At 69.8% G+C, this 26,912-nt stretch carries 22 protein-coding genes and 1 riboswitch; of the genes, 6 read left to right on the top strand and 16 right to left on the bottom strand.

The window, feature by feature from the left end:
• Nucleotides 1-83: 83 nt before the first annotated feature.
• Together FIF60_RS01735 and FIF60_RS01730 are read left to right on the top strand one after the other, a co-directional pair.
• Nucleotides 84-956 carry an N-formylglutamate amidohydrolase gene (locus FIF60_RS01735; protein WP_144183142.1) on the top strand — a complete coding sequence of 291 codons (873 nt, stop codon included), beginning with the start codon at nucleotides 84-86 and terminating at the stop codon, nucleotides 954-956.
• Between the two features lie 263 nt (nucleotides 957-1,219).
• Entirely contained in the window at nucleotides 1,220-2,431 is a 1,212-nt protein-coding gene (locus FIF60_RS01730; RefSeq protein ID WP_144183140.1) for a hypothetical protein, read from the top strand.
• Between the two features lie 33 nt (nucleotides 2,432-2,464).
• Here FIF60_RS01730 and FIF60_RS01725 read toward each other — a convergent pair whose 3' ends face one another.
• From FIF60_RS01725 to FIF60_RS01690, 8 genes are all read right to left on the bottom strand, one after another.
• On the bottom strand, nucleotides 2,465-4,135 hold the full coding sequence (locus tag FIF60_RS01725; protein ID WP_144183138.1) for a formate--tetrahydrofolate ligase: 1,671 nt from the start codon (nucleotides 4,133-4,135) through the stop codon (nucleotides 2,465-2,467).
• Nucleotides 4,136-4,196: 61 nt separating this feature from the next.
• On the bottom strand, nucleotides 4,197-5,585 hold the full coding sequence (locus FIF60_RS01720; RefSeq protein ID WP_144183135.1) for an aminotransferase: 1,389 nt from the start codon (nucleotides 5,583-5,585) through the stop codon (nucleotides 4,197-4,199).
• A 102-nt stretch (nucleotides 5,586-5,687) separates the two neighbouring features.
• On the bottom strand, nucleotides 5,688-6,980 hold the full coding sequence (locus FIF60_RS01715; RefSeq protein ID WP_144183133.1) for an ABC transporter substrate-binding protein: 1,293 nt from the start codon (nucleotides 6,978-6,980) through the stop codon (nucleotides 5,688-5,690).
• Nucleotides 6,981-7,011: 31 nt separating this feature from the next.
• Nucleotides 7,012-7,806, bottom strand: a complete 795-nt coding sequence (locus tag FIF60_RS01710) for a carbohydrate ABC transporter permease (protein ID WP_204251047.1) — start codon at nucleotides 7,804-7,806, stop codon at nucleotides 7,012-7,014.
• On the bottom strand, nucleotides 7,803-8,705 hold the full coding sequence (locus FIF60_RS01705; RefSeq protein WP_144183131.1) for a carbohydrate ABC transporter permease: 903 nt from the start codon (nucleotides 8,703-8,705) through the stop codon (nucleotides 7,803-7,805). The genes FIF60_RS01710 and FIF60_RS01705 overlap by 4 nt, the downstream gene beginning before the upstream one ends.
• Nucleotides 8,702-9,865 (bottom strand): ABC transporter ATP-binding protein, encoded by a 1,164-nt coding sequence (locus FIF60_RS01700; protein WP_204251046.1) that lies wholly within the window; start codon nucleotides 9,863-9,865, stop codon nucleotides 8,702-8,704. Before FIF60_RS01700 ends, FIF60_RS01705 begins: the two co-directional genes overlap by 4 nt.
• Nucleotides 9,866-9,957: 92 nt before the next feature.
• Nucleotides 9,958-11,097, bottom strand: coding sequence for a 2-aminoethylphosphonate--pyruvate transaminase (locus FIF60_RS01695; RefSeq protein ID WP_144183127.1), 1,140 nt, complete (start codon nucleotides 11,095-11,097; stop codon nucleotides 9,958-9,960).
• Nucleotides 11,098-11,165: 68 nt separating this feature from the next.
• Nucleotides 11,166-11,957 (bottom strand): DUF1194 domain-containing protein, encoded by a 792-nt coding sequence (locus FIF60_RS01690; protein WP_239451444.1) that lies wholly within the window; start codon nucleotides 11,955-11,957, stop codon nucleotides 11,166-11,168.
• Here FIF60_RS01690 and FIF60_RS01685 point away from each other — a divergent pair.
• Nucleotides 11,935-12,765, top strand: coding sequence for an enoyl-CoA hydratase (locus FIF60_RS01685; protein ID WP_239451443.1), 831 nt, complete (start codon nucleotides 11,935-11,937; stop codon nucleotides 12,763-12,765). The genes FIF60_RS01690 and FIF60_RS01685 overlap by 23 nt on opposite strands.
• Here the strand turns inward: FIF60_RS01685 and FIF60_RS01680 are convergent.
• Nucleotides 12,752-14,164 carry an FAD-binding oxidoreductase gene (locus FIF60_RS01680; RefSeq protein WP_144183125.1) on the bottom strand — a complete coding sequence of 471 codons (1,413 nt, stop codon included), beginning with the start codon at nucleotides 14,162-14,164 and terminating at the stop codon, nucleotides 12,752-12,754. The genes FIF60_RS01685 and FIF60_RS01680 overlap by 14 nt on opposite strands.
• A gap of 135 nt (nucleotides 14,165-14,299) precedes the next feature.
• Here FIF60_RS01680 and FIF60_RS01675 point away from each other — a divergent pair, with 135 nt between their 5' ends.
• The 3 genes from FIF60_RS01675 (at nucleotide 14,300) to FIF60_RS01665 (ending at nucleotide 18,474) form a co-directional block, all read left to right on the top strand.
• A complete protein-coding gene (locus FIF60_RS01675; protein WP_144183123.1) occupies nucleotides 14,300-15,244 on the top strand; it encodes a LysR substrate-binding domain-containing protein in 945 nt (314 codons plus the stop codon).
• A 171-nt stretch (nucleotides 15,245-15,415) separates the two neighbouring features.
• On the top strand, nucleotides 15,416-16,066 hold the full coding sequence (locus tag FIF60_RS01670) for an exopolysaccharide biosynthesis protein (RefSeq protein ID WP_158639016.1): 651 nt from the start codon (nucleotides 15,416-15,418) through the stop codon (nucleotides 16,064-16,066).
• 49 nt (nucleotides 16,067-16,115) lie between these two features.
• A riboswitch (cobalamin riboswitch) is annotated at nucleotides 16,116-16,324 on the top strand.
• A gap of 161 nt (nucleotides 16,325-16,485) precedes the next feature.
• Nucleotides 16,486-18,474, top strand: coding sequence for a TonB-dependent receptor plug domain-containing protein (locus tag FIF60_RS01665; RefSeq protein ID WP_144183119.1), 1,989 nt, complete (start codon nucleotides 16,486-16,488; stop codon nucleotides 18,472-18,474).
• Between the two features lie 7 nt (nucleotides 18,475-18,481).
• Here the strand turns inward: FIF60_RS01665 and FIF60_RS01660 are convergent, their stop codons facing one another.
• The 7 genes from FIF60_RS01660 to metH form a co-directional block, all read right to left on the bottom strand.
• Nucleotides 18,482-19,072, bottom strand: coding sequence for a cob(I)yrinic acid a,c-diamide adenosyltransferase (locus tag FIF60_RS01660; protein ID WP_144183117.1), 591 nt, complete (start codon nucleotides 19,070-19,072; stop codon nucleotides 18,482-18,484).
• Nucleotides 19,073-19,111: 39 nt separating this feature from the next.
• Nucleotides 19,112-19,918: an energy transducer TonB gene (locus tag FIF60_RS01655; protein WP_144183115.1), complete on the bottom strand. Its 807-nt coding sequence runs from the start codon at nucleotides 19,916-19,918 to the stop codon at nucleotides 19,112-19,114.
• Nucleotides 19,915-20,640: an ABC transporter ATP-binding protein gene (locus FIF60_RS01650; protein WP_144183113.1), complete on the bottom strand. Its 726-nt coding sequence runs from the start codon at nucleotides 20,638-20,640 to the stop codon at nucleotides 19,915-19,917. Before FIF60_RS01650 ends, FIF60_RS01655 begins: the two co-directional genes overlap by 4 nt.
• Entirely contained in the window at nucleotides 20,637-21,569 is a 933-nt protein-coding gene (locus FIF60_RS01645) for a FecCD family ABC transporter permease (RefSeq protein WP_144183111.1), read from the bottom strand. The genes FIF60_RS01650 and FIF60_RS01645 overlap by 4 nt, the downstream gene beginning before the upstream one ends.
• A complete protein-coding gene (locus tag FIF60_RS01640; protein ID WP_144183109.1) occupies nucleotides 21,566-22,396 on the bottom strand; it encodes an ABC transporter substrate-binding protein in 831 nt (276 codons plus the stop codon). The genes FIF60_RS01645 and FIF60_RS01640 overlap by 4 nt, the downstream gene beginning before the upstream one ends.
• Nucleotides 22,347-23,234 (bottom strand): cation diffusion facilitator family transporter, encoded by an 888-nt coding sequence (locus tag FIF60_RS01635; protein ID WP_144183107.1) that lies wholly within the window; start codon nucleotides 23,232-23,234, stop codon nucleotides 22,347-22,349. Before FIF60_RS01635 ends, FIF60_RS01640 begins: the two co-directional genes overlap by 50 nt.
• A 170-nt stretch (nucleotides 23,235-23,404) precedes the next feature.
• Entirely contained in the window at nucleotides 23,405-26,908 is a 3,504-nt protein-coding gene (gene metH / locus FIF60_RS01630) for a methionine synthase (protein ID WP_144183105.1), read from the bottom strand.
• Nucleotides 26,909-26,912 lie beyond the last annotated feature (4 nt).

Here is a 26,912-nt window from a genome sequence, read left to right as displayed (position 1 = left end):
CGCGCGCCCGGGCGGCCGCGGCGTCGCGGCAGGCGGAACGCGAGGCGGCCGTGGAGGCCGCCGCCGCCGCGCTCGGCTGAGCCATGCACCTCGTGCCCGGCGTGCTTGTCCGGCACGATCCGCCACGCGGGGTCGCGCCCGTGCCGGTCGTGTTCGACAGCCCGCATTCGGGGCGCGTCTACCCCGACGATTTCGGTGCCGTGCTCCCCGTCTCCGCCCTGCGGGGGGCGGAGGATGCGTTCGTCGAGGAGCTGTTCTCCGCCGCACCCGAGCATGGCGCGGTGCTTTTGGCTGCGCTGTTCCCCCGAAGCTACATCGATGGGAACCGCGCGCCGGACGACATCGACCCGCGCCTCATCGAGGGCGAGTGGCCGGCTCCGCTGAAGCCCGGGCCGAAGAGCGATCTCGGCATCGGCCTCATCCGCCGCGCCGTCGTCCCGGGCCTGTTCGTCTATGACCGGCGACTGACCGTCGCGGAGGTGGAGCGGCGCATCGCCCGCTACTGGCGCCGCTACCATGCCGCGCTGAAGGGCGCGCTCGACCGTGCGCACCGTGCCCATGGCGCCGTCTGGCATATCGATTGCCACTCGATGAAGTCGGTCGCCAACGGAATGACGCCCGATGCAGCCGGGACGCGGCGGCGCGACATCGTTCTCGGCGACCGGGACGGCACCTCGTGCGAGCCGGGCTTCACCCGTCTGGTGAAGGAGACGCTCGAGCGCTTCGGCTTCGACGTCGCGGTGAACGATCCGTACAAGGGGGCCGAGATCGTGCGCCGCTACGGCGACCCGGCGACGGGCCGGCACTCGCTGCAGGTCGAGATCCGGCGTGACCTCTTCATGAACGAGGCGGTGCACGTGCGCAACGAGGGCTTCGCGCGCGTGCAGGCGGCGATGGGCGACCTTGCCGCGGCGGTGTGCGACTATGCGCGGGCACGGTCGCGGGCGCTCGGGTAGCGGACCGGCGAGACGGCAGGACGCGTCCCGGCCGCTTGGCTAGAACGGTCCGCGGGGTGCGGGATCCGCAACGAAACATGGTTGCGGACGGCCCGCGCCGCGCGCACTATATGGCGCGCCGTTTCGATCGCGATCCCTTCGGATTCTTCCGGGGCTGAACCGAGGGCGTGGGGCAGGGCGGATCAGCGCGACGTGCGACGGCCTACGCGGGCATTCCATCGGCCGGCCACGGCGAACGGAGGGTGTGGAGAGGTCCCGGACGAATGCAGCCCCCCTCTGCCCCCAACAGGGCGAGCCCCTTCCCGATCACGACGGATTTCTCGCTGGTCATCGGCGGACCGTTGTTCCAGATCCTGCGGCGTCTCCATCTCGAGGACGATGCGCTGACGCTTCTGAAGCGGCGGATCGTGATCATCTCGCTGGCTGCCTGGGCGCCGCTCCTGCTGCTGTCGGCCGTTGAAGGACGGCTGTGGGGCGGAGAGGTCGAGGTGCCGTTCCTTCGCGACATTTCCACGCATATCCGCTTTCTCATCGGTTTGCCGCTCCTGATCGCGGCGGAGCTGATCGTGCACCAGCGCGTCAGAGGGCTTGTCGAGCAGTTCTTCGAGCGCGACCTGATTCCCGAGACGGCCCGAGATCGGTTCAGCGAGGCGATCGCATCGGCGATGCGGCTGCGCGACTCGGTCATTGCGGAGCTGCTGCTCGTCGCCTTCGTCTATGCCGTCGGCGTCACCGTGATCTGGCGCCAGTTCATCGCTCTCGACGTCTCGACTTGGTACACGATCCCGGGTCCTGGGGGCGGCGTGCTGACTGTCGCTGGGCTCTGGTTCTGTTACGCGAGCCTGCCGATCTCGCAGTTCCTGCTGGTGCGCTGGTATTTCCGCCTGTTCATCTGGGCACGGTTTCTCTGGCAGGTCTCGCGGATCAAGCTTCGTATCCTGCCGATCCACCCCGATGGCGTAGGCGGGCTGGCGTTCCTGGGTGGCATCGCGCACGCGCTGACCCTTCTGGCGGCCACGCATGGGGTGCTTCTCGCTGCCGTGTTGGCCGACGCGATCCTGCTCGCCGGTGCGTCGCTCGCCGACTACAAGCTCGAGATCGCGGTCATCGTCGCCTTCATGCTGCTGATGGTGCTCGGACCGCTGCTCGTGTTCACGCCGCAACTGGCTGCGGCCAAGCGCCGCGGCAACCGCGAGTACGGTGCATTCGCCCAGAGCTATGCGCGCGGCTTCGATGCGAAGTGGCTGCGCGACGATCCCCCGCAATCCGAGCCGCTGCTCGGAACGGCCGACATCCAGTCCATGGCCGATCTGAACAACGTCGTGAGCGTGGTTCGCGGCATGCAGATCGTGCCCGTGACCAAGCAGGCCGTTACCCAGGTGACGCTCGCGACCCTTGCACCGCTCGCCCCGCTCCTGCTGACGATGATGCCGCTGGAGGAGCTTCTCAAGGTCCTCCTGGGCGTCGTCATGTAGGACCCGGAGCGGGCGCGGTCAGGCTGCGCCCGGTCAGAACAGGCCCTCGATGTTGCCCGCAGCGTCGAGGCGGATCGTTTCCGCGGCCGGAACCTTGGGCAGGCCCGGCATCGTCATGACATCCCCCGCAAGTGCCACGACGAACCCCGCACCGGCCGACAGCCTTACCTCGCGGACAGGCAGCACATGGCCAGTCGGCGCGCCGAGAAGCGTGGGATCGGCAGAGAAGCTGTACTGCGTCTTGGCGACGCAGATCGGCAGGTGGCCGAAGCCTGCCTTCTCGAACCCCTCGAGCCGTTTCGCAGCGGCCGGGGCGATCGCGATGTCGGCGGCGCGGTAGATGCGCGTGGCGATGGTGCGGATCTTCTCTGCAAGCCCCATCCCCTCGGGATAGAGCGGCGTGAAGGCGGCCGGCGCGGTCTCGACGCGTGCCATTACCGCCCGCGCGAGGCTCTCCGCGCCCGCCCCGCCATCCGACCAGTGGGTGCAGAGATGCGCCTCCGCCCCTGCCTCGGCGACGGCCTGCTTCACGGCCTCGATCTCGGCATCGGTGTCGGTGGTGAACCGGTTGAGGCCGACGAGAACGGGAATGCCGAAGCCCGAGAGGTTCTCGATATGGCGGGTGAGGTTCACCACGCCGCGGCGGACAGCCGGGACATCCTCGCGCCCGAGATCGGCCTTCGCGACGCCGCCATGCATCTTGAGCGCGCGCACGGTCGCGACGATCACGCCGGCGGAAGGCGAGAGCCCCGCCTGGCGGCACTTGATGTCGAGGAACTTCTCCGCGCCGAGGTCGCAGCCGAAGCCCGCCTCGGTCACGACCACGTCGGCGAGCGAAAGCGCCGCCCTGGTCGCGATCACGCTGTTGCAGCCATGCGCGATGTTGGCGAAGGGCCCGCCATGGATGAACACAGGCGTGCCCTCGAGCGTCTGCACCAGGTTGGGGGCGAGCGCATCGCGCAGCAGCACCGCCATCGCGCCATCGGCCTTCAGCTCGGCGGTGGTGACGGAGGAGCCATCGCGCCGCTGGCCGACGATCATGCGCCCGAGCCGGGCCTGCAGGTCGGCAAGGTCGTTGGCGAGGCAGAACACCGCCATCACCTCCGAGGCGACCGTGATGTCGAACCCATCCTCGCGCGGGAAGCCGTTCGCCATGCCGCCGAGGCTCTGGGTGATGTGCCTGAGCGCACGGTCGTTCATGTCGATCGAACGCCGCCAGGAGATGCGGCGGCTGTCGAGGCCGAGCGCGTTGCCCCAGTAGATGTGGTTGTCGATCATCGCGGCGAGCAGGTTGTTCGCCGAAGTGATCGCGTGGAAGTCGCCTGTGAAGTGGAGGTTGATGTCCTCCATCGGCACGACCTGCGCGTAGCCGCCGCCCGTCGCGCCGCCCTTGGTGCCGAAGCAGGGGCCGAGCGAGGGCTCGCGAAGGGCGGCCATGGCGCGCACGCCGATGCGGCGGAGCGCGTCCGTCAGCCCGACCGTCGTCGTCGTTTTACCCTCGCCTGCAGGGGTGGGGTTGATGCCGGTGACGAGAACGAGCTTGCCCCTGGCCGGCCGGTTGACCACAGCCTCTAGCGCGACCTTGGCCTTGTACTTGCCGAAGGGGGAGAGGGCCTCGTCCGGAACCCCGGCTCTCTCTGCGATCTCGCCGATCGGGCGAAGCGTTGCGGCGCGCGCGATCTCGAGATCGGAGCCCTGGCTCATGCTGTCATTCCTCCCTGTTCCGTCGCGCTTGTGCCGCGACGGAACGAGGGAGGCAAGACGGTTACTCTGCCGCGTGCGCCATGTCCGAGCGGAGCTGCGCCCAGGCCGCGTCTAGACCCTTGCCGAAGGCGTCGCACATCGCGGCGATATCGGCCTCCGTCATGATAAGCGGCGGGGTGAAGGCGATGCGGTCGCCGATCGCGCGCACGATCAGCCCGGCATCCTGGCAGGCCTGCTGCACGACGAGGCCCGCCTTGCGCGACGGCTCGAAGGGCGTGCGCGTCGCCTTGTCGGCCATCACCTCGACGCCTGCGATCAGCCCCACCCCGCGCACGTCGCCAACGAGCGGATGATCGCGGAACTTCTCGAGGCCGGAAAGGAACGCGGGCGAGACCTTCCGCACATGGCCGAGGATGTCGCGCTCCTCGTAGATCGCGAGCGTCTCGAGCGCGACGGCGCAGGCGACCGGGTGCGAGCCGTAGGTGAAGCCGTGGCCGAAGCTGCCGTTCTTGCGGCTGCCCTCGATGAGGGCGGCGAAGATGCGGTCGGAGATGATGGTGGCGCTGATCGGCTGGTAGCTTGCCGAGAGCTGCTTGGCGCAGGTGAGGATATCCGGCTCGAGCCCGTAGGTTTCGGTGCCCCAGAGATTGCCGGTGCGGCCGAAGCCGCAGATCACCTCGTCGGCGACGAGCATGATGTCGTTCTTCTTCAGGATCGGCTGGATCGCCTCGAAATACCCGCGCGGTGGCGTGATGGCGCCGCCGCCGCCCTGCACGGGCTCGGCGAACATCGCAGCGATCGTGTCCGCACCCTCGCGCTCGATCAGCGCCTCGAGCTCCGCCGCCATGCGGGCGGAGAACTGCTCCTCGGTCTCGCCGGGCTCATGCGCGCGGTAGTAGTTCGGGTTGGAGAGGTGGAAGAAGCGCCCGCCGAACGGCAGGTCGAAATCCGCGTGCATGTGCGGCTGGCCCGACACCGAGGCGGCGGCGACCGTGTTGCCGTGATAGCCGCGGATGCGCCCGATCAGCTTCTTCTTCTGCGGCCGGCCGATCAGGTTGTTGTAGTACCAGATGACCTTGATCGCGGCGTCGTTCGCCTCCGACCCCGAGCACTGGAACATCACGTGGTTGAGGTCGCCCGGCGCGAGCGCGGCAAGCTTCTCAGCAAGCCGCACCGAGGGCTCGTGCCCCTTCTGGAAGAACGTATGGTAGTAGGGGAGCTGCAGGAGCTGCTTGTATGCGGCGTCCGCAAGCCGCTTCTCGGAGAAGCCGAGCGAGGCGCACCAGAGGCCGGCCATCGCCTCGATGTACTTGTTCCCCTCGGTGTCCCACACGTGCACGCCGTCGCCGCGCGAGATCAGCACCGCGCCTTCGCGCTGGTGCGCGTCGAGGTCGGTCTGCTGGTGCACGACATGGGCGAGGTCGAGGGTGTGAAGGCTGTTTGCGCGCATGGTCTCTACTCCTCCGCGGCGTGGCTCGGGGGAGTGTCGCGCAACCGGGCGGCAACGAAAAGGGGCAGGGACCGGCCCCGCCCCTCACCGGATCGAAGCGGCTCAGGCGCCCTTCATCAGCATGTTGGTCTCCGATACAAGGCGCTGGAGCCCGGCCTCCGGCGTGAGATCGCCCCGCATCACGAGGGCGATCACGTCGCGCTGGGCACGCCAGATCCGCACATTGTTCCCGCCCGGGTAGCCGCCCCATGGCCCTGCGCGGTCGGCCTGGCGGACGGGGGTGAGCGCGTTGGGGTTGGCGCGGTACCACGGGCCGAGGAAGGCGTCGCCGACCGCGCGGAGGTTGGTCGGCAGGTAGCCGGTCATCTCGACGACGACCTTCTGCGCCTCCGGTCCGGTGACGAACTTCAGGAACTCCCAGGCCGCCCTGCGCCTCGCATCGTCGCGGGCGAGGATCACCGCGCCGTTGCCGCCCGTCGGGATGCGTCCGTTCGCCTTGTCGGTGATCGGGAAGGTGTGCGTCCTGAGCGCGAACTTCTCGCCGACGAGGCCGTTGATCTGCTGGAGGTTGGCAGGGCTCGCGGCGTAGATGCCGATCTTGCCCGCACCGAACTGCTGGCGCGACTGGTTCCAGTCGATCAGCTGCATCCCGCCTTCGGTCACGAACCGGCGGAAGATGCGCAGCGCGGCAAGGCCGGTGCCGTCATCGAACGCCACGGCACTGTCGTCCGCCTTCAGGAGGCGCCCGCCGTTCTGCGTGATCATCGCCTCGAACAGCCAGCCATCGGGCCAGCCATGCACGTCATAGGCGATGCCGTTGATGCCCTCGGACGGGCTGTTGATCCTGCCCGCGAGGGCGATCAGCTCGTCCCACTCGCTCGGCAGTGCGTCGGGGTCTGCGCCGGCGCGGCGTGCGAGGTCGGCGTTGACATAGAGGATCGGGTTGGAGGCGTTGAAGGCGAGGCCGTAGAGCTTCCCGTCGACCTGCCCGAGGGCAAGGATGCGGTCGCTGTAGTTCTCGCGACGGAACGTCTCGCCTTCCCCGGCGAGCATCGCGTCGAGCTCCACGATCTGGCCTCGGCGGGCAAGCGCTCGAGCCAGCTCGGGCAGGAGGTGGAAGCCCGAATAGAACACGTCCGGAAGCTGGTTCGTCAGCGCCTGCCGCATCACGGTCTGGTGGCCCTCGTCGTAGGACGGAGCCGGCGCGCGGAAATTGATCCGGATCGTCGGGTTCGCCTCCATGAACATCTTCGCCACGGGCTCGTGGAACCGCGCGAACGAGGGGAAGGCGTAGAACACCTCGAGCGTGACCGGCGCCTGCGCGCGCGTCGGCGGTGCGGCCGTGGAGGCGAGGCCTGCGGCGAGCGCGCCGAGGCCGCGACGTGTGATCGTCATGGCAGGTCTCCTGGTGGTACGGGGGAACGGGTCATTTCAGCCCGGTCATGGTGACGCCCTGGATGAAGCGCCGCCGGGCGACGAGGAAGGCGATGACGAGGGGCGCGGTGATGATGGTCGCGCCCGCCATCAGCGCGCCGTAGTTCGACCCAGTCTCCACGTCGCGGAAGTAGAGCATCCCGAGCGGCGGCGGGGCGAGGCGCGTCTCGGTGATGACGATCAGCGGCCAGTAGAGATCGTTCCAGTGCGCGACGACGGAAAAGATCGAGAACGCAGCAATGGCGGGAAGCGCGGACGGAGCGACGAAGCGCCACACGATCTCGAACTCGCCCGCGCCGTCGAGCCGGGCGGCCTGGATGATCTCGTCGGGGAAGGACTTGAAGAACTGGCGGAACAGGAAGATCGCGAAGACGGAGAGGAAGAAGGGCAGCATCATCGCGAGATAGGTGTCGAGCAGCCCGACATGGGCGAGGCCGAGATAGAGCGGCAGCGCCGGGACCTGGATCGGGATGCACAGCGCGGCGAGGACGAGGCCGAACATCGCGCCGCGGCCGCGGAACGGCAGTTTCGCGAGCGCATAGGCGCAGGGGATGGCGACGAGCAGCTGCACGACGAGGATGCCCGCGCAGACGATGACGCCGTTCAGCATGAAGCGGAGCAGCGGTGCGGTCTCGAGCGCGTAGGCGTAGTTTCCGAAGCCCTCGAGCGCGGCGAGGCTGAAGCCGCCGAACACTCCGGAAGCCGGGCGCAGGCTCGTCAGCAGCATCCAGAGGAAGGGTGCGAGCATCACCGCGCCGCCGAGGGCGAGCATTGCGTGCGCGATCATCCGTAGTGCACCCGTCGGTCGAGCGCCGCGGCCTGCATGACCGAGAAGACGAGGATGAAGGCGAGGAAGATCAGCGTCAGCGCTGCGGCGTAGCCGATGCGGAAATACTGGAAGCCTTCGAGATAGATCGCATAGAGCAGCACCTCGGACGCACCGGTCGGCCCGCCCTGCGTCAGCACTGCGACCGTGTCGAACACCTTGAAGGCCGTGATCGAGGTCGTGATGGTCACGAACATCGTCGTCGGGCCGAGCAGCGGCCATGTGACCCTGAGGAAGCGATCGACCGGCCCGCCAGCCCCATCGAGTGCTGCGGCTTCGTAGAGATCACGCGGGATGGCAGAGAGGCCGGCGAGGAACAGGATCATGTTGAAGCCGACGAGCTGCCAGATGCCGATCGCGGCAAGCGAGGGCAGGACGAGCGTCGGATCGGACAGGAAGGCCACTTCGCCGAGGCCGAGCCCGAGCGTGATCTCGCGCACCGGCCCGAGGCGCGGATGCAGCAGGAACTGCCACACCGTGGCCATCGCGATCAGCGTCGAGGTGACGGGCAGGAAGTAGATGACCTCGTACAGCGATCGCGTCCGGATCCGCCGGTGGACGAGCAGCGCCGCGAGCAACCCGAGCCCGACGCCGCCGGGCAGCACGATCGCGACATAGGCGAAGGTGTTGACGATGGAGCGCCTGAACACCGGATCGGCCAGCGCCCGCTCGAAGTTCGCGAGCCCCAGGAACTCGGTCCGCACCGCGCCGAGCTCGTAGTCGGTCAGGCTCAGCCAGGCCAGCACGCCGACGGGGACGATGTAGATCAGGAAGAGAAGCAAGGCGGCGGGCGCTGCAAAGGCATGTCCCGCGCGCAGCAGCGGTTCGCGCGTTGCCGCAAGGGCGATCGCCGTGCTCATGCCACAGCCTCGACGGCCGCACGCTGCGCCTCCGGAACGAGCCGCCTGCCAGAGGCATCGAACAGATGGGCACGTGACGCGTCCGGCATCAGCCAGAGCCTCTCGCCGAGAAGACCGTCAGCCCGCGCTGTGGCATGCGCCTCGGCCGTCAGCCGACAGACCACAGGGGTTGCCGCGGCATCGCCCAGTGTCGCGTGCAGCAGCCACTCCGCGCCCAGGTTCTCCGACCGCGCCAGCATCGCCGGTAGTGCGCCGGGCGTTCCCTTCCGGACAGGCGCCAGCGCCTCCGCGCGCAGGCCGAGCATCGCCGCGCCGGCCAGGGCAGAGAGGCGAAGCCGTGTTCCCGCCGCCACGACGAGCCCACCTTCGGCCGTCACGGGAAGCACCGCGATGGGCGGCGAGCCGATGAACTGGGCCACGGCGAGCGTGTCGGGCGTATCGTAGAGCGCTGCTGGCGTGCCGAGCTGCTCGATCCGGCCGTCGAGCATCAGCGCCACGCGGTCCGACATCGTCATCGCCTCTGTCTGGTCGTGCGTGACGAACACGAAGGTGGCACCGAGGCGCCTGTGGAGCTCGGCGAGTTCGCCCCGCATGTGAACGCGGAGCCGCGCGTCGAGATTGGACAGCGGCTCGTCCATCAGGAACGCGTCAGGGCGGCGCACCATCGCGCGTCCGAGCGCGACGCGCTGGCGCTGCCCTCCGGAGAGCTGGGCGGGCTTGCGCGGCAGCAGATGGTCGATCTGCAGCGCTGCCGCGACCGTGCCCACGTCGCGCATGATCTCCCGCATGACCCGCCTGCGACGCGGCGACAGCAGGCGCAGCAAAGGGAGGCGTTCGGCGAACGTCAGGCGCTGCATCTCGAGCGGGTTGGCGATGTTGCGCGCCACGCTCATGTGCGGGTAGAGGGCGTAGGACTGGAACACCATCGCCACGCCGCGCTCGGCCGGCTTCAACGCATCGACGCGCCTGCCTCCGATGGCGATCGACCCGCGATCCTGCCGCTCGAGACCGGCGATGATGCGAAGCAGCGTCGACTTGCCGCAGCCGGAGGGGCCGACGAGGGTGATGAACTCGCCATGGCCGATGGCAAGGGAGATGTCGCGCAGCACCTCGGTGCTGCCGAACGACTTGACTATGCCCTCGAGTGTGATCGCCGCCACCGCCACCTCCTGCCGGGCCGCACCCTAGGCGGCGGCAGCGAGCTGGGAATGACGGTTTCGTTGCGCTTTCGTGAAATCCCGGCGGAAGGGGCTCAGGCCGCCAGGTCGTCCTTCGCGAGCCTGCGCACGCCCATCTCCTCGAGCGTCTCGCCGATCGCGGCGACCGCGCGGCGCATGTCGTCGGCGAACAGGCGGCCGATCGCGCCGACACGGAAGGTGGGGGCGTCGGTCGTCGAGAAGTTCGAGATGAGGATGCCGCGGCGCTTCAGCGCATCCACGAAGGGCTGCAGCGCGAAGGCCGGGTCGGGCGGCTGGTGCATGTTGACGATGATCGGGCCCTGCCGCTCCTTCGGGAGCCACGGCGTGAGGCCGAGGGCGACCATCCCATTGTACAGGATACGCGCGTTCTCGCTGTAGCGGGCAAGCCGCGCGGGCTGCCCGCCCTCCGCCTCGAAGAGGTCTAGCGCCACCTCGAAGGCGGCCAGCGACTGGATGGCAGGGGTGAAGCGGATCGAGCCCCAGCCAAAGGTGCGGCTGTGGTGCAGCAGGTCAGAGAGGTCGAAGCTCCAGCTCCCCGCGTTGGCGCGGCAGGCCTCCAGCCTGTCGACACGGGCAACGGCGAAGCCGATGCCAGGCATCGCCTCGAGGCACTTGTTCGAGGAGAAGACGATCGCATCCGCCGCCGGGTGGGCGCCGATGTCGAAGGGGATGGCGCCGAAGCCCGAGACGGCATCGACGATCAGCCTCCGCCCCGCTGCCTGCACGGCGGCGGCGATCTCCTCCATCGGGTTGATCACGCATGTCGCCGTCTCGCTGTGCACGACCGAGACGGTGCCGATGGCCGGATCTTCGGCGAGCGCGCGGGCGACCATCGCGCCCGTCGCCACTTGGCTCTCCGGGATGTCGATGGCAACAGGCACACGCCCGGCCTCGCGAGCGAGGCGGATCATCCGCACGCCGTAATTGCCGTTGTTCGGGATCAGCACCTTGCCGCCCGGCGGCACGAAGGTCCGCAGCGCGGCTTCCACGATGAAGTGCCCGCAGCCCTGCAGAGGCAGGCACACATGCTCGCCCTCCCGCCCGCCGGCGATGGCACGCACACGCTCGCGGATCGCTGCGTAGCGGGGGCGCGTGTCGTTGTCCCAGGGCGCGATGTCCTGGGCCATCGCGGCCTTCACGCGGGGGTGGGTCTGCACCGGGCCTGGGATGAAGAGCAGAGGCGTCTGGGTCATGCCCGCCTCTTGCCATGCGGCAGGGCAGTTTTCCACTGCGACGGGTTGATCGGTACCATCAGCACCGCTCATGCAATGAGGGACCCGCCGATCTCGCGCAGGAGCTTGCGGCGGATGGCCGAGGCGAAGTCCTCGTAGTTCTCGGCCCGCTGCACGAAGGCGCCGGGGCCGGTGATGACCTCGGCCGCGTAGTAGGCCTCAAGCTCCGGCTCCTCGTGCACGACGGCCAGGGCATTGACGGTGATGCCGAGCGCGACCGCCGCTGCCTTCCCCGCGGCCGGACCTGCCCCGGCATTGGCCGGGCCGTCCCCGGAGACGTCGATCACGCGCCGCGTGGCGGGAAAGGGGCAGCGCGCGGCGAGCGCTGCGGACGCGATCATCGCCTCCCCGAGCGCGGTGGCGCCAGGCGGCACGATGCGGGGGGCGCCCTCGATGGCGGCAGCCACCGCCTCGGCCTCCGCCTCGCCGCCGATCCGCGCCCAGGGCAGGGCGAGGTCCCGCGCGCCGGGCCCTGCCCAGAACAGCATCGCAACCGCGATCGCCCCCCTTTCCCCCGCGGTGGCGCGGGAGACGAGGTCGGCATCGCGGAAGGCCGCGGCATAGCCCCCGATCATCAGCCCGAACTCGTCGAAATCGACGCTCGCCGAGACATCGACGGCGAGCACGAGGGCGAGGTCGACCGGCCGGGCCCCCTGCGCCAGAAGGACCGGTGTGGATAGGAGGGCGCGGCGCGGCAACGGCATGGAGGGGAAGGTGGCCGGGCGGTGCCCGATCCGCCAGGGCTTGGCAAGCCGTGCCGTCGCGCCGATAGAGAGGGGCTTGCGAGGGAGGACCGGAATGGCTGACGGAATGCACGGCACGGCGGAGATCAGGCTGACGTTGCCGACGGAGAAGATGATCGCGCGCAAGGGCGGCGGCGTTGGCTGGATCGTGTTCAACCAGCCCGAGAAGCGCAACGCCATGTCGGTCGAGATGTGGCAGGCGGTCGAGACCATCGCTGCCGATTTCGCTGCCGACGATGCGGTGCGGGTGGTGGTACTCATCGGCGCCGGCGGCAAGGCGTTCGTCTCCGGCGCGGATATTTCGCAGTTCGAGAAGCTCCGCTCCGACGCCGAGGCGCAGGCCGAGTACGACCGCCTCGTCAGCCCCGGCCGCGCTGCGCTCGCGGCACTCGAGAAGCCGACCATCGCGATGATCCAGGGCTACTGCATCGGCGGCGGCATGGGCATCGCGGTGGGCTGCGACATCCGCATCGCCTCGGAGGACTCGCGCTTCGCCATCCCTGCCGCGAAGCTCGGCCTCGCCTATGCCGCAGCGGGGCTGAAGCGGCTGGTCGACCTCGTCGGGCCGGCCCAGGCGAAGGAGATCATGTTCACCGGCCGGCAGTACGACGCGGCCGAGGCGCTGCGCATCGGGCTCGTCAACCGCGTGGTTCCCGCGGCCGAGCTCGAGGCGACGGTGGCCGAGCTTGCCGGCACCATCGCCGCCAATGCGCCGCTGACGGTCCATGCCTCCCGGGTCACGATCAACGAGGTGCTGAAGGACCCGGCCGAGCGCGACACCGCGAAGCTCGCCGCGGTGTTCCGCGCCTGCTTCGACAGCGCCGACTATCGCGAGGGGCGGCGCGCCTTCCTCGAGAAGCGCAGGCCGGTCTTCACGGGGCTGTAGCGACGGCGGGAGGCACGTTGGCGTTGCCGCGAAAGAGGTTCGCGGGGTCGTAGCGTGCCTTCAGCGCGGCGAGGCGGCCGTGGTTCACGCCATAGGCGGCGCGAACCCGGTCCTCCCCCTCCTCGCCGAGATTGTTCACGTAGACGCCGCCCGTCGCAAAGCTGCACATCTCCTCCCAGACGCCGCGTGACCAGGCGATGTTTGCCGCGTCCTCGGCCGCGTCCACCCAACTCGCGATCGGGATGCAGTCCCACGCCGCGTTGCGGTGGCCGTAGGCGGTGGCATCCGGCGGCACACGGCTGATCGCCCCACCCACGAGCTGCAGGCCGATCTTGGAGAGCGGAGAGGGAACGCGCTCGAATCTGGCCATCAGCACATCGATCGCTGCGTCCGGCAGTGCAGCGAGGAAGTGCGACTTCCAATAGTATCTGCGCCCGCGTGGGAACATCGGGTCGGCTGCGGATTGCAGCGCGGCGTACGCAACGGGCGCGACGGCATCGTGCCTGGGCCGCGGCGTGGCCTGGCGCAGCGGCGCGAGGGCGCGCTCGCCATCATCGATCGCGCCAACATGGAGGGTCGAGACCGCGAAGACCGGATCGCCAGCTGGTCCCGTCAGCAGCACGCCGATCGCATCGACCTCGTCGGGCGCCACGGCGCAGAACCGCGCGTAGGCACGCATGGCCTCGCGTGCGTCCGACCACGACCAAAGCAGCATCCCGCCCAGTACGGTCGGCCCCACCGGATGCAGCCTGTAGGTGAAGCGGGTGACGACGCCGAGATTGCCGCCCCCACCGCGCAGGCCCCAGAGAAGGTCAGGGTTCTCCCGCTCGCTTGCGACAGTGACGCTCCCGTCTGCCAGCACCACCTCGGCCGAGATGAGGTTGTCGCACGCAAGGCCGTGCTTCCGGGCCAACCGCCCTAGCCCGCCGCCGAGCGTCAGGCCGGCGATGCCCGTGTCGCCGTTGATGCCCATGGTCGTGGCCAGTCCATGCATCTGCATTGCCGCATCGAACTCGGCGAGCAGTAGGCCGGGTTCGGCATGCGCCAGCCGTTGCTCGAGATCGACGGTGATGGCCTTCATCATCGAGAGGTCGATCATCAGCCCTCCGTCGCAGGAGCTGTGGCCGGAGATGCTGTGCCCGCCGGAACGCACCGCGACCGGCATTTCCGCTGTAGCCGCGAAGCGGACGGCTGCTGCAACGTCGGCCGCCCCCGTGCAGCGCAGGATCGCCGCGGGGCGCTTGTCGACCATGCCGTTCCACAGGCGGCGGGCTTCGTCGTACCCGGCATCTGCGGGTGTGAGGAGCGTGCCGGCGGCCTGCCCTCGCAATGTCGCGAACACGTCGGGCGCGGCGAAGCGGCTTGCGCGGGCAGGTGCTTGAGGCAGGACGTTCGGCATCGCTGGGTCCTCCTTGGCGGGACGGCCACGAGGTGGGGTCCTACCTGCCGCCCCCATGCTCCCGCCGCGGGAAGGGCTTGCGCAAATGGCGAGTTTTCATCCGGACGATGAACTGAATTCAGCTAAGCTCGGCGCATGCGCAGAAGCAGGCTTCCTCTGACTGCGCTGCGGGCGTTCGAAGCTGCGGCGCGGCACATGAGCTTCGCCGCGGCCGCGCGGGAACTCGGCGTGACGCCGACTGCGATCAGCCATCAGATCCACGATCTCGAGGAGGCGTGCGGACAGCCCCTGTTCCGGCGCCGGCCGCGCCCGCTCGCGCTCACCGATGCCGGCCAGCGCCTGTTCCCGGTGTTGCGCGCAGGCTTCGATGGGTTCGCCGAGGCCGTCGCGACGCTCCGACGGGGTGGCGAGGGGCGTCTTGTACTGCGGATCACCACCACGAACGCCTTCGCGCATCTCTGGCTCGTGCCGCGCCTCGCAGCATGGCGCGCGGCACGACCGGACATCGCGCTCGAGCTCATAGGCACCGATACGCCGCTCGATCTTGCTGCCGGCGCCGCCGACCTTGCGATCCGCTACGCCCGGGCCGCGCCGGCCGGGTACGTGGCGCACGAGGCGCTGCGCGACCGGCATTGGCCGCTCTGCGCCCCGTCGCTCCTAGAGGGGAGGGCGCCGGTCGCGCGGGCGGCGGAGCTGCTGGGCTATCCGCTGGTCGAGATGACCTGGGACCCCTGGGTGATCGATCCGCCGACCTGGCCGCGCTGGCTTGCCGCGGCACGACGCGTCGTGCCCGCCATGGCGGCGGCTGCGCCGGCAGCCGAGATCACGTTCCGCGAGGAACTCCATGCGATCGAGGCGCTCATCGCCGGCCAGGGCATCGGGCTCTGCAGCGACGTGCTGGCCGCCGCCGCGCTGGAGGACGGAAGGTTGATGCGTGCCTACGATCTCGCTTTGCCCGGGCTCGGCTTCTACCTGATCTGGCTGCCCGGGCACCCGAAGCAGGCAGCGATCGAGGCGTTCGCGTGCTGGATGCTCGGCGCCGCTGCAACCGAAGGTCTCCAACGGGTGACGGCGAATTAAGCTGTGCTGACCGGGTGATGCCTATACTCTTCCGCCGGTCGCACGAACCGGGCAGAGACCCGACCAGGCGGGCGTTTGCACCGCCGATGCGCCGACAGGGGAATGGCCACCGCGGTGGCCGGTAGTCAGGGGGCGTCTTTGCTGGACAGGCCTGAGGTCTCGACCCTTGCTGTGCCGACGCCGGTCGCGCAAGGACACGGCTTCTCCGAAGCCTACGCGCATCTTCCCGTCTCATCGCTGATGCTGCACCTGGCGCGGGACTGGCCGGCGGAACGCATCACCCTCGGCGAGATGATCCATGCCTTTGGCACGCGCGGGTATGGGCTGCTGATCATCCTGTTCGCGATCCCGAACCTGATCCCGATCTACATCCCGGGCTGGTCGCCGATCTTCGGCGTGCCGCTCTTCATCGTCTGCATGCAGCTCGCGCTCGGTCTGCCGGAGCCGCGGTTGCCGGCGATCCTCACGCGGCGGTCGATGAAGAAGGCCGACCTTCTGATGATCGTCGAGAAGTCCAACCCCTGGCTGAAGCGGATCGAGCGCTACGTGAGGCCACGCCCGTCGGTCCTGACCGGCGCGTTGGGCGCGCGCCTCATTGGCATCTACGGCATGTGGCTTGCGGCCCTCGTGATCATCCCGCTTCCTTTGACCAACGGGCCGACGAGCCTCGCCTGCGCGATCATGGCCTTCGGGCTGATGGAGGAGGACACGCGCTCGATCATCGGCGGCGCGGTCGTCGGTGTCGGCGCCTCGATCCTTGCGCTGTCGATCATCGGCGGCTTCGGCTGGGTGCTGGCGCAGGGGCTCGACTTCCTCTTCTGAGGTCTCTCGGGGCGCCCCGAAGGGGCTGGCGCGAGGGCGCGCGCGGGGGCACACTCACGTCGGCGCCGGTGGCCCGAAAGGGCTGAAACGGGAACGCGGTGCAATGCCGCGGCTGCCCCCGCAACTGTAGGCGAGGAGCGCCTGCCACGAGGCCACTGGGTGATGCCCTCTGCATCGCACGGGAAGGCGGCAGGCGCGCGGGACGGTCCACCGTCCTCCCTCGTGAGCCAGGAGACCGGCCGGCGCCGGTCGTTCGCGCGCGTCGGGCGGGGTGCACCGGCGCAACGGATCATGTCCGCATGCGGCGACAACCGGTCGGGGTGTCATGTCGCGGGAGGCGGGCTTGCCATGTTGATATCGTATCGTTCGTCTTCCGGACGTGATCGCTTCGCCGGTCCTCAACCCGTGCGGAGCCCTCCATGCATTCTCGCCCTCCGGCGCTCGTCGTTGCCGCGCTGAGCCTCTCCCTGCCTGCCCTCGCGCAGGAGCCCCTGCGCACCCTGCCTGAAACTGTCGTCACCGCAACGGGTGTGCCGACCGACCCCGCCCGGCTCGCCGCCGGCGTCTCGGTGATCGACCGGCGGATGATCGAGGATCGCGGCTACGAGACGCTCGCCGAGGCGCTTTCCGCCGTGCCCGGCCTCCGCGTCGTCCAGTCCGGCGGATCGGGCCAGGTGGCCACCGTGTTCGTGCGCGGAACGAACGCCAACCACGTCCTCGTGCTTCGCGATGGCGTTCCGGTGAACGATCCCTCGACGCCGAACGGCGTGTTCAACTTCGGCGACGACCTGCTCGACGACATCGAGAGGATCGAGGTCGTGCGCGGGCCGCTCGCTGGCATCTATGGCTCCTCGGCGATCGGCGGCGTGATCAACATGATCACGCGCCGCGGCTCCGGGCCCTTCGGCGGGGCAGTGACGGGCGAGGCCGGCACGCAATCGACGGTGCGCGGCAGCCTGGTTGCAGGCGGCCGGCACGGGGTGCTCGACGGCATGCTCGCGGCCGGGTCCATCTCGACGCGCGGGACCAACGTCATCCCCCCACGCATCGCCACCGCAAAGGGCGAGCGTGACGACCAGACCGCGCAGGCTGTCACCGCAAACCTTGGCCTCAACCTGGGCGAGGAGACGCGCATCGGCGTGGTCGGCCGCTGGCGGCAGAACCGGTTCGGCTACGACAATATCGGCAGCGCGCTCTCGACCGTGATCGACGACCCCAACGCGCGCGGCGAGACGAGGCTCGGCGCGCTCCAGGCTTCGGCGAACACGCTGATCGGCGGGCGCTGGCGCACGGGGCTCTCGGTCGCGCGCATCGAGGAGGACCGCCGCTTCCAGAACGGCCTCGACGGAATCGACACGACCTCGCAGGCCGACGACAACCGCTACGAGTCGTGGCGGACGGATGTGCGCTGGTCGAACACGCTCGCCTTGGCCGACATGCCTGGCGTCACCGCAGCTGCAGCGACGTTCGGCCTTGCCTATACGCGCGACGAGGCAAAAGTGCGCGTGCGCTCGTCCAACCTGTTCGGCCCGTTCGACCAGGATGTCGATGCCAGCACCTCGAGCACCGGCGGCCATGCGGGGCTGCAGGGAACCCTGCTCGAGCGGCTCGATGTGACGCTGAGCCTCCGCCACGACTCGCCCCGCGACTTCGAGGACCGGACCACCTGGCGGGTGGGCGGCGTGTATCGCTTGCCGGTGTCCGTCGTGCCGCTTCGTCTCTTCGCCGCCTACGGCACGGGCTTCCGCACGCCTACCCTGTTCGACCGCTACGGCACGGACGGGTTCGGCTTCCGCGGCAACCCGAACCTGCGGCCGGAGAAGAGCACGGGGTGGGAGGCCGGCATCGGGGCGGACGTCGCGGCAGGGCCGCTCGGCCTCGTCAGCCTCACCGCGACCTATTTCGACACCGAGATCACCGACCTGATCTCCACGGTGTTCTCGCCCATCTATACGCAGGAGAACACCGGCCGCGCCGAGATCGAGGGCGTCGAGACGCAGCTGACCATCGCGCCGTCGGACCGCGCCTCGCTTACCCTCGGCTATACCTGGACGGTGGCGCAGGATGCGACCACGGGCGCGCAGCTTCCGCGCCGGCCGCGGCATAGCGGTTCGGCAACGATCCGCTGGCTGCCTGTCTCGAGCGTCACGGTATCGCCGGAGCTTCTCGTGTTCGGCCCCGCGGTCGAGAACGCCTTCGCAGCCTATGACGATGCGGGCAATGCGATCACCACCCGCAGCACAAACCCGGCCGGCGTGCTGCTCAACCTCGCCGTGCGCTGGCGCGTCGAGAAGGGCTGGGAGGTGTTCGCGCTCGGCCGGAACCTGACGAACAGCCGCTACGAGCCGGCGAACGGCTTCGTGTCGCCTTCGCGCGGCGTATTCGGCGGCGTCACGGTGCGGTGGTGAGGCAGGCTCAGCGCGTCGCGCCAGGCTTCCACAGGACCTCCGACGCGCCTCGGCCGTTCAGCCAGCGGCCGAGCACGAAAAGGTGGTCCGACAGGCGGTTGAGGTAGCGCACCGCGTCTGCGTTGATCGCCTCGGCCGCTGCCAACGCGACGGTCGCCCGCTCGGCCGCGCGCGCCATGGTGCGCGCGTGGTGCGCCCAGGCGGAGGCCTCGGTTCCGCCAGGCAGGACGAAGGAGCGGAGGGGAGGGAGCTCCGCGTTCAGCCGCGCGATCTCCTCCTCGAGCCGCAGGAGCTGGGTGGGCACCACGCGAAGCGCCTTGCCCTCCTCTTCCGCTTCGCCCACCGGCACGCAGAGATCGGCGCCGAGGTCGAACAGGTCGTTCTGGATCGCTGCCAACATCGCATCGGCTGCGGCGAGGTCGGAGCCCGACTCGCCGCGGGCAGTGACGAGGCGCAGAAGGCCGATCGCGGCATTGGCCTCGTCCACCTTTCCCATCGCCTCGATGCGCAGCGTGTCCTTGCGCACGCGCGTGCCGTCCCCGAGGGAGGTCAGCCCCGCGTCGCCGCCGCGTGTCGTGATGCGGTCCAGTCTCACCATTTGCCGGTCTTCCACTGATTGGTGCCTGTAGGCGTAAGGTCAGTTCACGATGCGGAATGTGAAGGGGATGACGATCTTCTCCTCCACCGGAATACCGCCGCGGCGTGCCGGGTCGAACCGCCACTGCCACAGCGCCTCCTCCGCCGCCCTGTCGAGAAGGAAATGGCCACTCGACCGGAAAACGTCCACCTCCGTCGGGATGCCTTCGGGGCTGATCGTGACGACGAGCTCGACGCGGCCCTGCATCCTGAGCTGGCGTGCCTCGACCGGCACGACAGGATCGACGCGGTAGCCGACGGAGGAGGGGCGCGTCGCGAACAGGAACCCCGCAGAGCCGAGCTGCGGCGCGCTCTCCTGCTCGGCCTCCGCCTGCTCCGGCGCGCGCGTGGCCGCCTGCCCCTCGGCCGAAGCGGGGCTTGGCGGTGGCGTGCGCGCCTCCGTTGCCTGGGGCGGTGGCTCTGGCGGCGGAGGCTCCGGGGGCGGAGGCGGCGGAAGCGGCAGGGCGCTCACGGCTGCAGGTGGCGGCGCCTCGGCCGGGCGGGCGGGCGCCGGCTCGGGCGCGGTCTCTGCGGTCACCTCCTCGGGCACCGCAGGCTCGGGCTGGGCCTCCGCCTGCTGCTCGCCGGGCGCCTCGGGTGTCTGTTCAGGCGGTGCTGTCGCGGTCTCGGGCGGGCTTTCGGCATCCTCCTCGCCGACCGTCTCGCCGCCACCGCCGCGCGAGAACACGACGGTGATGCCTGCCGGCTCGTAGGCGGCCTCGTCTATCGGCCGCGGCGAACCGTAGCGGACCAGCGCGAGCACGGCCGCGGCATGCAGTGCGAAGGCGACGGCGAGCCAGAGCCTCATGGCAGCACCCGCGGCAAGGCGTCGGTGCCGATGCGCACGCCGAACACGCGCCCTGCCTCCTCCTCCGTCATCACCGCCTCCGGCGTGCCGTCGGCCGCCACGCGGCCTTCCGCAAGCAGCACGATCCTGTCCGCGAAGCGGGAGGCAAGGGCCAGGTCGTGCAGCACGACGATGACGGCGCGACCCTCCGCCGCCTCGGCGCGGAGCAGGCGCATCAGCGCGAAACACTGGGCGGGATCGAGATCGGCGGCAGGCTCGTCGAGGAGCAGGACCTCCGCGCGGGTCGCGAGCACGCGCGCAAGCATCGCCCGCCGCGCCTCGCCGCCCGACAGCGCATCGACGCGCCGTTCCGCCATGGCCGCGAGCCCGCACGCGGCAAGCGCCTCCTCCACCGCCTCGGCGCCGCTGTCGCCATGCGGCAGCCGCCCGAGGGCAGCGATCTCGCGCACCGTCATGCCCCAGGAGGCCCGCGCGCCCTGTTCGAGCCAGGCGATGCGGCGTGCACGCGCGGCCGGTGCCATCGCGTGGAGAGGCTGGCCATCGAGCGTCACGCTGCCGGCATCCGGCGCGAGCAGCCCGGCAAGGACGGAGAGCAGCGTCGACTTGCCCGCGCCATTCGGGCCAGCGAGTGCCGTCAGCCGCCCCATCTCGAAGGCAAGTGACACGCCGTCGAGCGCCCGGCGGCCGCTGCGCGAGACGACGACCCCATTCGCCGCGATCATGGCCGCTCGCTCCGCGTGACGACGAGGCGGAGCAGGAGCGGCGCACCGATCAGCGCGGTGACGACGCCGAGGCGCATCTCCTGCTGCAGCGGCACGAGACGCACGGCGATGTCTGCCGCCGCGACGATCGCCGCGCCCGCGAACATGGCGGGAAGCAGCAGCGCCCCCGGCCTTTCGCCGACGGGGCCGCGCACCAGGTTCGGCGCGATCAGCCCGACGAATCCGACGCCGCCTGCCACGGCAGCGGTCGCTCCGACGGCAAGCGCGGCGCCGAGTGCCGCGCGGCGCACCGTTCCCGGAACATCGACGCCGAGGCTCGCCGCGCCCGCTTCGCCGAGGCTCAGCGCATCGAGCCGCCGCCCGAGCCCGAGAAGAAGCGCGGCACCGGCCAGCACGGCGGGAAGGGCGAGCAGCACTTCCCGCCAGCCGCGATCCTCGAGCGAGCCGAGAAGCCACACGGTGATCTCAGCCAGGGCGAAGGGGTTCGGCGCGAAGGAGAGCGCGACCGCGACAGCCGCGCCTGTGAGCGACGCGACGGCGAGGCCAGCCAGAAGCAGCGCCGCACCCGTTCCGGTGCGCGAGGCAAGCGCGAGGATCGCCGCCGCAGCAAGCCCCGCGCCGGCGAGCCCGCCGAGGGGCAGGGTGACCGGCAGCGTCGCTGCGAGGCCGTAATAATAGACGAGCACCGCGCCGAGCGAGGCTCCGCCCGTGACGCCGAGCAGCCCAGGGTCCGCCAGGCGGTTGCGCAGCAGGCCCTGCAGCACGGCGCCGGAGAGGCCGAGACCCGCACCGACGGCAAGCGCGAGGACGGTGCGCGGCGCACGAAGCTCCCACAGGATCGCGGTGTCGACGACGCCGAACCCCGCTCGGCCGACGAGCAGGGAGAGAAGCGCAAGTGCACCGGCGAGCGCGGCGAGGGCCCGTGTCATCGCGCCGCGGCGAGCGTCACCGCCGCGTCCACCGTCAGCGGGCTGCCGCAGGCGAGCAGGGCGGGGTCGACCGTCGCGCGCGGGATGGCTGCACGGGCGATCGCGGGGTGATTGGTGAGCGCCGTCGAGAGTGAGGCAGGCCCGCCTGGCGGGGCGGTCACGAGCAGCGACGGCGGCGAGGCGAGCAGAGCCTCGAGCGCAACGAACCCGTAGCCGCGGAACGGCGCCGCGTTGGCGAAGCCGGCCGCAACGAGCACCGAATCGGCGAGCGTCCCTGCACCCGGCACGAAGCCGCGCGCCTGCCAGACGAGCGCGCGCGGCTTCTCGCGCGGCGCAGGGGGCAGCGCGTCGAGCGCCGTGCGCATCTCCGCGGCAAGGCGGCTTGCCGTCTCTCCCTCGCCGAGCGCCTCGCCGATGCGCAGCAGCTGCTCCTCGATCGCGGAGAAGGTCTCGGCGAGGCCGAGCCGCAGGACCGGGATGCCGCGGCGCTCCAGCACGGAGGCTGCGCCGGCTCCGCCCCATGGGCCCGCCACGGCGAGATCGGGCGCAAGTGGCAGCACCGCTTCGGCGAGCGGCGCGACGCGGCGGATGCCTGCTGCGCGACCGGCCACGGCCGACAGCGTCGGGTCATCGGCGAGCGGCGACAACGCCGCGATCCGGTCACGCGGCAGGAGGAGAACGAGGAACTGGTCGGCGCAGAGATTGAGCGAGACGACGCGGTGCGGCGCGGCCTCCGCCGTCGCAGCGATCGCCACCGCGGCTGCCGCGGCGACGAGGCTAGACGACCACCACACCGTGGTGCTTCGCCTTGTGCGGGGGCTCGACATGGATGGTGATGACGCTGCCCTCTATCTCCGCCTTCAGCGCCTCCTCGACCCGGTCGCAGATGTCGTGCGCCATGCCGACGCGCATGTCCTCCGGAACCACGAGATGGAACTCGATGAAGGTGAAACGGCCGGCGTGGCGGGTTCGGATGTCGTGCGCTTCGATTGCGCCTTCGGCATGCCTCGCGACGATGGAGCGGATGCGACCGAGGAGCTCGGGCCCGACCGCCTCGTCCATCAGCCCGCCGACGCTCTCGCGCATCAGCCGCCAGCCGGACCAGAGGATGTTGACTGCCGTTGCCGCTGCCAGCGCCGGATCGATCCAGAGCTGGCCGGTCAGCACGACGAGGCCGACGCCGAGCAGCACGCCGAGGGAGGTGACGACATCGGCGAAGAGATGCCGTGCATCCGCAATGAGTGCGGGCGAGCGAAGCCGCCTGCCGCGGCGGGAGAGAAGCATTGCCCAGGAGGCGTTGATGGCGGTCGCGAGCCCGTTGACGGCGAGGCCGAGCGTCGTCTGGTCGGGCATGCGCGGATTCAGCAGGGCGAGCCAGGCTTCGCGCAGGATGATCAGCGCTGCAACGACGATGAGCGCGCCTTCGAGCACGGCGGAGAAGTATTCCGCCTTGGCGTGGCCATAGGGATGGTTCGCGTCGGCCGGGCGCTGCGAGTAGATCACGGCGGCGAGCGCGGCGAGGGCGGCGACGACGTTGACGACGCTTTCGAGGGCGTCGGCCAGCAGCGCCACGCTGCCGGTGATCCACCAGGCAACGGCCTTCAGGGCCAGCACCAACACCGCAACGGCGAGGCTGGCGGCGGCAAGGCTGCTCGCGCGCGTCATGGCCGGCCCCTTAGCATGGGCGGCGCCGCCCTGCGAAGCCAGTTGAACACCTGTTCAACTGTTGAACTGACATGCCTGGCAAGCGGGTCCCCCCGCTCCCCTGGTCGGAAAGGAAAGGGCATCCGGCTCCGTCCCCTCGTGTTGGAGAGGGACAGGGCGTGGGCGGCGGCTCAGACGGAGAAGTACTTCGCCCGCCGGTGATGCACCACGATGGCCGAGGTGCTCTGCTCGGGGTGGAGCTGCCACTCGTCCGACAGGCTCACGCCGATCCTCTCGCCGCCCAGAAGCCGCAGCAGCGGCTCCTGGTCCTCGAGGTTGGGGCAGGCGGGATAGCCGAAGGAGTAGCGGCTGCCGCGATAGCCCTGCTGCAGCATCTTCTCGATGTCGCGGTCATCCTCCGCGGCGAAGCCGAACTCGGCACGGATGCGCTTGTGCACGTACTCGGCCATCGCCTCGGCAACCTCGACCGAGAGCCCGTGGAGGTAGAGATAGTCCTGGTAGCGGTTCGCCTCGAACCATTCCCGCGCCATGTCGGACGCCTTCTGCCCCACGGTGACCACCTGGAGCCCAATCACGTCGCGGCTGTCCGGACCCTCATCGATGTCGCGGAAGAAGTCGGCGATGCACTCGCCGTCCTCCTTCGCCTGGCGAGGCAGGGTGAAGCGGGCGAGCTCGGTGCGCCCGTCCTCGTCGAACACCACCACGTCGTTGCCTTCGCCCGCGGCCTTCCAGTAGCCGTAGAGCGCCTGCGGCCGCAGGATGCTCTCGTCCTCGGCGAGCTTCAGCATGCGCTTCAGCACCGGCCGCAGTTCCTGCTTCGCCCAGCCGAGGAAGTCCTCGAGCCGGCGGCCCTGTTTCCGGAAGCCCCACTGGAACTGGTAGAGCGAGCGTTCGTTGATGAACGGCACCACCGCCTTAGTCGGCGCCTCGAGCAGACGCGCGCCCCAGAAGGGCGGCGTCGGCACGGGTTCGTCGCCGAGGATGCGCCGCCGCCGCGCCTGTGCGTAGGCGCGGTCGACCGGCGCGAGCGCCGCCTCCGTCGCCTGGCCTAGGGTGCGGCGGGTGTTCGACGGCTTGCCCCGGCGCTTCGCCTGCACGGCGGCGAGATAGTCGTCGAACTGGCCCGCGGCCACCTTGTCCATCAGGTGCAGCCCGTCGAACGCATCGCGGGCATAGGCCACACGGCCTGCGCCATAGGCGGCGACGCAATCCTGCTCGACATAGTTGCGCGTCAGCGCCGCGCCGCCGAGCATCACAGGAATGTCGAGGCCCTGGCGCGACATCTCCTCGAGGTTCTCGCGCATCACCACGGTGGACTTCACGAGAAGCCCCGACATGCCGATGGCATCGGCCCGGTTCTCGTTCGCGGCCTTCACCATGTCGGCGAGCGGCACCTTGATGCCGAGATTGATCACCCGGTAGCCGTTGTTGGTCAGGATGATGTCGACGAGGTTCTTGCCGATGTCGTGCACGTCGCCCTTCACGGTGGCGAGCACGATCGTTCCCTTCTGCTGGCCATCGACGCGCTCCATCAACGGTTCCAGGTAGGCAACGGCGGCCTTCATCGTCTCGGCACTCTGCAGGACGAAGGGAAGCTGCATTTTCCCCGCGCCGAACAGCTCGCCCACCACCTTCATGCCGTCGAGGAGGATGTCGTTGATGATCGCGAGCGGCGCGTGGCCGGCGGCGATCGCATCCGACAGCTCATCCTCGAGCCCCTTGCGGTCGCCGTCGACGATGCGGTCCTTCAGGCGCCCTTCCACGGTCTCGGCGCGCTTCTTCTTGCCGGTATCGGCCGCCTTGCGTTCGGCGAACATCCCGAGCATCGCCTGGAGCGGGTCATAGCCCTCGGCACGGCGGTCGAAGATCAGGTCCTCCGCGACCTTCACCTCCTCGGGCGGGATCTGATGCAGCGGCTTGATCTTCGAGACATGCACGATCGCCCCCGTCATGCCCGCCTTCACCGCATGGTCGAGGAACACCGAGTTCAGCACGTGCCGCGCGGCCGGGTTCAGCCCGAAGCTGATGTTGGAAAGGCCGAGGATGATCTGGATGTCGGGGAACTCCTCGCGGATCATCCGGATGCCCTCGAGCGTCCAGAGCCCGAGCTTGCGGTCGTCCTCGTTGCCTGTGGCGATCGTGAAGGTGAGCGGATCGATCAGCAGGTCTGACTGCGGCAGGCCGTAGCGGTCGCAGGCGAACTCGACGAGGCGGCGCGCGATGCGCAGCTTGTCCTCCGCCGTCTTGGCCATGCCCGCCTCGTCGATCGTGAGCGCGATCACGCCGGCGCCGAACTTCTTCGCGAGCGTCATGCGGTCAGACGCTGCGCGCTCGCCCTCCTCGAAGTTGATCGAGTTGATGATCGCCTTGCCGCCATGCAGCTTGAGCGCCGCCTCGATCACCGGCGTCTCGGTGCTGTCGATCACGAGCGGGGCGTTGACCGAGGAGGTGAAGCGCTTGATCACCTCCGTCATCTCGAACATCTCGTCGCGGCCGACGAAGGCGGTGCAGACATCGAGGCTGTTCGAGCCTTCGCCGATCTGCTCGCGGCCCATGGCGACGCAGCCATCCCAGTCATTGACGGCCTGGAGCTCGCGCCACTTCTTCGAGCCGTTGGCGTTGCAGCGCTCGCCGATCGAGAAGTAGCTGTTCTCCTGCCGCAACGGCACCGCTCCGTAGAGGCTCGCGACGGAGGGCACCCACACGCTCTTGCGCGCCACCGGTGCGGGCCGCCGCAGGCTTCCGGCGCGCCTGCGCAGCATCGCATCGAGCGCGGAGACATGGTCGTTGTTGGTGCCGCAGCAGCCGCCGACGAGGTTGAGCCCGTCCTCTGCGATGAAGCGCTCGATCCACACCGCGAGCTCGTCTGGCGTCAACGGGTAGTGCGTGCGGCCGTCGACGAGCTCGGGCAGGCCGGCATTCGGCTGCACGGAGAGAAGGCCGGGCCAGTTCTGCGCGAGCCAGCGCACATGCTCGGCCATCTCCTGCGGGCCCGTCGCGCAGTTCAGCCCGAGCAGGGGCACGTCGAGCGCGTGCACGACGGTCGCGGCCGCCGCGATGTCGGGGCCGACGAGAAGCGTGCCGGTCGTCTCCACGGTCACCTGCACGAAGATCGGCACGTCCGCCCGCCCGGCCTTGTGCCGTGCCGCCTTCGCTCCGTTCACCGCGGCCTTGATCTGCAACGTGTCCTGGCAGGTCTCGATCAGGATCGCATCGGCGCCGCCCGCGATCAGCCCGTCCGCCTGCACCGTCAGCGCTGCTTCGAGCGTGTCGTAGTCGACATTGCCGAGGGTGGGCAGCTTGGTTCCGGGCCCCACCGAACCGACCACCCAGCGGGGTCGGCCATCGGCGAAGGTCTCGGCCGCCTCGCGGGCGAGCTCGACGGCGCGACGGTTCAGCTCGAAGGCCTCGTCCTCGAGGCCGAACTCGGCAAGCGTGATCGGCGAGCCGCCGAAGGTGTTGGTCTCCACCATGTCGGCGCCTGCGGCGAAGTAGCCGCGATGGATCTCGCGCACGATGTCCGGGCGCGAGAGAAGCAGCACCTCGGTGCAGTTCTCCTTGCCCATGTAGTCGCGCTCCACGTCGAGCGTCATGGCCTGGATGCGCGCGCCGAAGCCGCCGTCGCAGAGCAGAACCTGGTCCTTGAGCGCGTCGAGAAGATGCGGGCGTGACATGGCG

Source organism: Elioraea rosea (assembly GCF_007644105.1).
GTDB lineage: Bacteria > Pseudomonadota > Alphaproteobacteria > Acetobacterales > Acetobacteraceae > Elioraea_A > Elioraea_A rosea.
Note: the sequence above shows the minus strand (reverse complement) of the source record. Positions and strands in the feature narration are given on the sequence as shown.